This window comes from Kitasatospora sp. NPDC059327 (assembly GCF_042752535.1).
Taxonomy (GTDB): Bacteria; Actinomycetota; Actinomycetes; order Streptomycetales; family Streptomycetaceae; genus Kitasatospora.
Genome location: NZ_JBHYYB010000232.1, coordinates 1 through 2,997, shown reverse-complemented (window position 1 = coordinate 2,997; position 2,997 = coordinate 1). Strand labels below are relative to the sequence as shown.

3 protein-coding genes are annotated in these 2,997 nt (G+C 75.0%); all 3 read left to right on the top strand.

Annotation, left to right across the window (positions count from 1 at the left end):
• Nucleotides 1-338: 338 nt before the first annotated feature.
• The 3 genes from ACFXHB_RS44620 (at nt 339) to ACFXHB_RS44610 (ending at nt 2,716) form a co-directional block, all read left to right on the top strand.
• A complete protein-coding gene (locus ACFXHB_RS44620; protein ID WP_380582941.1) occupies nt 339-812 on the top strand; it encodes a hypothetical protein in 474 nt (157 codons plus the stop codon).
• 318 nt (nt 813-1,130) lie between these two features.
• Nucleotides 1,131-1,304, top strand: coding sequence for a hypothetical protein (locus ACFXHB_RS44615; RefSeq protein WP_380582939.1), 174 nt, complete (start codon nt 1,131-1,133; stop codon nt 1,302-1,304).
• 200 nt (nt 1,305-1,504) lie between these two features.
• The gene (locus tag ACFXHB_RS44610; protein ID WP_380582937.1) at nt 1,505-2,716 is read left to right on the top strand and encodes a S8 family serine peptidase; all 1,212 of its coding nucleotides are present in this window, start codon (nt 1,505-1,507) and stop codon (nt 2,714-2,716) included.
• Nucleotides 2,717-2,997 lie beyond the last annotated feature (281 nt).

The window sequence follows — 2,997 nt, the reverse complement described above, 5'->3', positions numbered from 1 at the left end:
CCACAACACCCCGCCCCCCCAACTTGACCCCATTCACCCCCCACCCCCCGCGCGGGCGGGGGGTCTGGGGGGCGGGCGCCGGGGGGGCGCGCCCGACCCCGGGGACATCGCGGCCCCGGGACCGCTGTCGGCGGTGGGGCGCCCAAGGGCCGAGCGACCGCCCTCCGGCCGGCGCGAACGCGGCCCGGCCCGGCCACCGCCACCCACCCGGGTGACACCCCGTCGTGTCCCGGCCGGCACGCCGGACAGGCCCCCGATGCTGGCCCTGGCACCGCCGGTCAGGCGGCCCACCGGTCCGCACAAGCGGCCGACACCCGCGGATGAAACGAGTGAGCGTCATGCCGTCCCGACTCCGACCTTCCCGAATCCTCCAGCTGGCCTGCGCGGCAGCACTGCTGACCGCCACACCCGCGGCCGCCGACGCGCCCACCGGCCACGCCGACCTCGCGGTGACGGTCGTCGGCCCCGCCCCGGTGCAGGACGGCGGTTCCACCACCGCGTACGCGGTGGTCACCAACACCGGCACCGCCGCCACCGCCGTACCGGTCACCCTGTACGTGCACCTGCCGCCCGGAGTCGTGGGCACCGGGACGTCCTCCAAGGCGGCCTGCAGCACACTGCCCCACGGCCACACCGTGCAGTGCGTGATCCCACCCGGCCTGGCACCCACCGCCATCGTCACCGCGGCCGTCCGGATCTCCGTCGCCAGCGGCATGGGCCCGGAAACGCTGGCAGGCGACGCCGAAGCCGAACTCCCCGACGACCCGACCCCACAGAACAACGCCACCACGTTCGCCATCACCGTGCTCTGACCCGCCCCGCACAGCACCGCCCCGGAGTGACGGACGCACCGGTGCGGCAGGACCACCACCCGGTCCGACGGGCCGGGAGTCATCCGCCGTCGAGCGGCACCGGTGCCCGAAGCCGCTCGACGGCTCGACGGGGACCTCCGACGGGCGGTTCAGGACGGTGGCCCGGACGCGCGGCCACGCCGTGCTGCGACTGGCGCCGCCGACCGGCCGACCAGGTCCGGGCCTTCACTCTTTCGGAGGACCGGGGTGGCGGCTTCCCACGCGCTGCCCGCCCGACGGGACAGGATCGTGCACTGACCACGAAGGTCCCATCCGGAATTGGAGTGCACCATGGGCTTCCTCGCCATCAACAGCGCAGGTGAAGACGACAACGACGACGACGGCACCGCCGTCACGACGGCGGAGGTAGAGGATCTGGTCCGCGATGTCGCCCAGCGGGACGACGTTCCGCAGGACCTGCGGCAGCGCGCCGAGGCGATCGTCGGAGAGTAAGGGACCGCCGCGCCCGGCGCGGCGCCTTCCCCCGGTGTCAGACGCGGTCCTGGCACCCCACGGACCCAGGACCGCGTCCCCCCTTCGGACGTCGCCGCTTCCCGGCCGCCGTGTCCGTGTGCACGCGCCCCTCGGCCCCCGCGTTCGCTCCTCGGACTCCCCGACCCACTGCCGGTTCCTCTTCCCGTGATGGAGTGCGCATGCGTGTCATCGCCCGCCGTACAGCCGCCGTCCTGCTGCTGACCGTGCCGTTGACCGGCGGCGCCGGTGACGCGCGGGCCGCGACCTGGCCCGACCGGCCCGCACTCACGGTGACGCGCTCCCCGGTGGCCGTCCCGGGTGAGTACATCGTCAGGGTCAAGCCCGCGTTCTCACCCGAGACGGTCCTGCGGCGACTCGGCGTCCGGCCCCTGTTCACCTACGGCACCGCGCTGCGCGGGTTCGCCGCCCCGCTCACCCCGCTCCAGCTGCGGACGGCCCGGGGGCTGCCCGGCGTCGAGGCGATCGAGGAGAACGCCCGGATGGGCGTCGACACCCCTCCCGCACCGGCTCGTACGGCGCGGCCCGCCGGGCCCCGGGTGGGCGTCGAGGCGGCGAGCTGGGGCCTGGACCGGATCGACCAGCGCAGGCTCCCGCTCGACGGCCTCTTCACGGTCGCCGGAACCGGCAAGGGGGTCACGGCGTACATCCTCGACACCGGCATCGAGACCGGGCACGAGGAGTTCGAAGGACGCGCCGGCGCCGGATTCGACGCCGTCGGCGACGGCCGCGACGGCCAGGACTGCCACTCCCACGGGACCCACGTGGCCGGGATCGTCGGCGGTCGGACCTACGGGGTGGCCCGTGCGGTGTCGCTGACGGCCGTCCGGGTCCTCGACTGCCAGGGGCAGGGCTCCACCGCGGCTTCCCTCGCGGGCCTGGACTGGGTCGCCGCCCACGCCCAGCGGCCGGCGGTGCTGAACGCCTCACTCGGCGGACCCGTCTCCGAGGCGCTCGACGCGGCCGTGGACGCGGTGGCGGACCGTGGCGTGCTGCCCGTGATCTCGGCCGGGAACGACGCCCAGGACGCGTGCGGCTTCTCCCCCGCCCGCGCGCGCGAAGCCCTCACCGTCGGCGCGGTCAACAAGCAGGACCGGCAGGCGAGTTTCAGCAACCACGGCCCCTGCCTGTCGCTGTACGCGCCCGGCGTCGCCATCGTCTCCGCCAAGCTCGGCGGCGGATCCAGCACCCTCAACGGCACGTCCATGGCCGCGCCCCACGTCGCCGGCGCCGCCGCCCTCCTCCAGCAACAGACCCCTCAGGCCTCCCCCCAGGACGTCCGCGCCGGACTCGTCGCCGGCTCCACGACCGACGTCCTCACCCGACTCGGCCCCGACTCGCCCAACCGCCTTCTCTACACCGGCGGCCTGTGAACCGGCACGGCGACCGGTGAACCGCCCCCGACGGCCGGCCGAAGCCCAGCGACACCGGACCACGCGACGCGGGGCGACGCGCAGACCGCCCGGTCGTGGATGACGCCCCGCGTCGGCGGAGGCGTCGTTCCGCGCTGCCGTGGTGTGTTCAGTGCGGGAGGCGGGCGTGTCGGCGGAGGTGGTCGATGACGTCCTGGACGTCGCGCAGGGGCAGCGGGTAGGTGATGAGGCGGGTGAGGCCGAGTGCCGCGTAGCGGTGGTAGGCCTTGGTGTCGATGGGG